The 1,632-nt window shown below is 69.6% G+C and carries 2 protein-coding genes; one reads left to right on the top strand and one right to left on the bottom strand.

The window, feature by feature from the left end:
- Positions 1 to 486, bottom strand: a 486-nt coding sequence (locus AC097L_RS23825) for a dioxygenase family protein (RefSeq protein WP_479589212.1), incomplete at its 3' end; no start/stop codon positions are given.
- A 140-nt stretch (positions 487 to 626) separates the two neighbouring features.
- Here AC097L_RS23825 and AC097L_RS23820 point away from each other — a divergent pair.
- A partial coding sequence (locus AC097L_RS23820; RefSeq protein WP_479589211.1) for a mucoidy inhibitor MuiA family protein occupies positions 627 to 1,632 on the top strand: 1,006 nt, incomplete at its 3' end.

The following is a 1,632-nucleotide window of genomic DNA, read 5'->3' as shown; positions in this document are numbered from 1 at the left end:
GGCGGGCATGGCGAGCTGGAGCACGGGGATGTCGGCTTTGGGATACAGATGGTGCAGCACCGTCCAGGCTCCGTGGTCCAGGCCGCGCTGGGTATCCACCGCCGCATTCGGCAGGCTGCGGGCAAGCTGTTGGGCCAGCGCGGGTTGGCCGGGGCTGGGGTAACGCACCTGGTACAGGGCTTGGGGGAATCCGCCAAAGTCGTAGATCGTCTCGGGCTGCGCGGTGGCGCTGAGCATCGGCTGCTCGGCCGCCCAGTGCGCCGACACCACCAGAATCGCCCGGGGCCGCGGAAGCTCGCGCCCCAGCTGCGCCAGGTGCCGGGTGAACGGCGTGTCGCGCAGTGCATTCATCGGCGAGCCGTGGCCGATAAACAGCACCGGCATCTTGCCGCGCGCGGGCGGCTGGGCAGCGGCTGCTGCGGCCTGGGCCAGGGGGTGGGCGGCGATCAAGGCCAGGGCGGTTTGGAAGAGGTGGCGGCGGGTCATGGCGGGGTGGGAGTGCGGCGGGGGGCGATAGTTCCGGGCGGTCGCTGCCTATACTGGCGAGCAGCCGCCTCCTAGCACCCGCACGCCATCCGGTATGCCGGGCAGATGCGCAGTCGGCCCCCTATAGCGCTCTACAAACTATGACCCTCCACGCCCATTTCCCTCATCGCCTCGGTGCCCTGTTAGGCCTGTCCCTGGCTTGCGCAGGCCTGCCGCTGGCGGCCCAGACGGCAATGGATACGCCCACCAGCAGCCGCATCACCGATGTCACCCTATACCCCGGCAGCGCCAAGGTCGAGCGGGTCGCCCGCGCGGCGGCGGGCAGCCACAAGCTGGTGTTTGCCTGCCTGCCCGGTGATCTGGAGGTGCAAAGCCTGGCGGTGGCGGCGGATGCCTCGGTGCAGGTGGGCGAGCTGTCGGTAGAGGTGCAAGACGGTGCGGCGCTGGGCTGCGCCACCAGCCCGCTGGATGCACGCATCCGCGAACTGGAGGATAAAAAGAGCCAGCTCGGTGCAGAAAACGATGCCCAGAACCTGGTGCAAAACTACCTCAAAACCCTCTCCAACCCCGAGTCCGCAGCGGGTGCCAACCGCGCCGCCACCGACCCCAGAACCATTGTGGCCGTGGCCGACGCATTGCGCCGCACCGGGCAAGACGGCCTGCTGCGCCAAGCCCAGATCCTGCGCCTGCAAGAGGACCTGGACCGCCAGCTCAAACCGCTGCTGGCCGAGCGCACCCGCAACCAGGAGGGCCTGGACCGGGTGCTGCGCGTGGCCGTCACGGTAAACACACCCGCCGATGCGCCGGTGCGCCTGAGCTACCAGATCCAGGGCCCCGGCTGGACCCCCAGCTACCGCGCCCTGCTCGATACCGCCACCCGCCAGGTGCGGCTGGAGCGGCAAGCGCTGGTGGCCCAGGCCACCGGGGAGAACTGGCAGGGCGTGCGCCTGCGCCTGTCCACCGGGCAACCGCGCCAGGGCACCACCGGCCCGGTGCCCCAGCCGTGGCAGATCGGCATCCAGCCGCCGCCACAGCCCCAGACCACCGGCATGCTTGCGCGGCCTATGGCTGCGGCGGCCCTAGTACCCATGGTGTACGCGAAAAAAGTCAACCCGCCCTTGTTCGATGTGGGTGTGTTCAACAATG

The organism is Rhodoferax sp. RT5P35 (assembly GCF_056521385.1).
The sequence above is the reverse complement of the archived record's forward strand: the minus strand, read 5'-3'. Positions and strand labels throughout refer to the sequence as shown.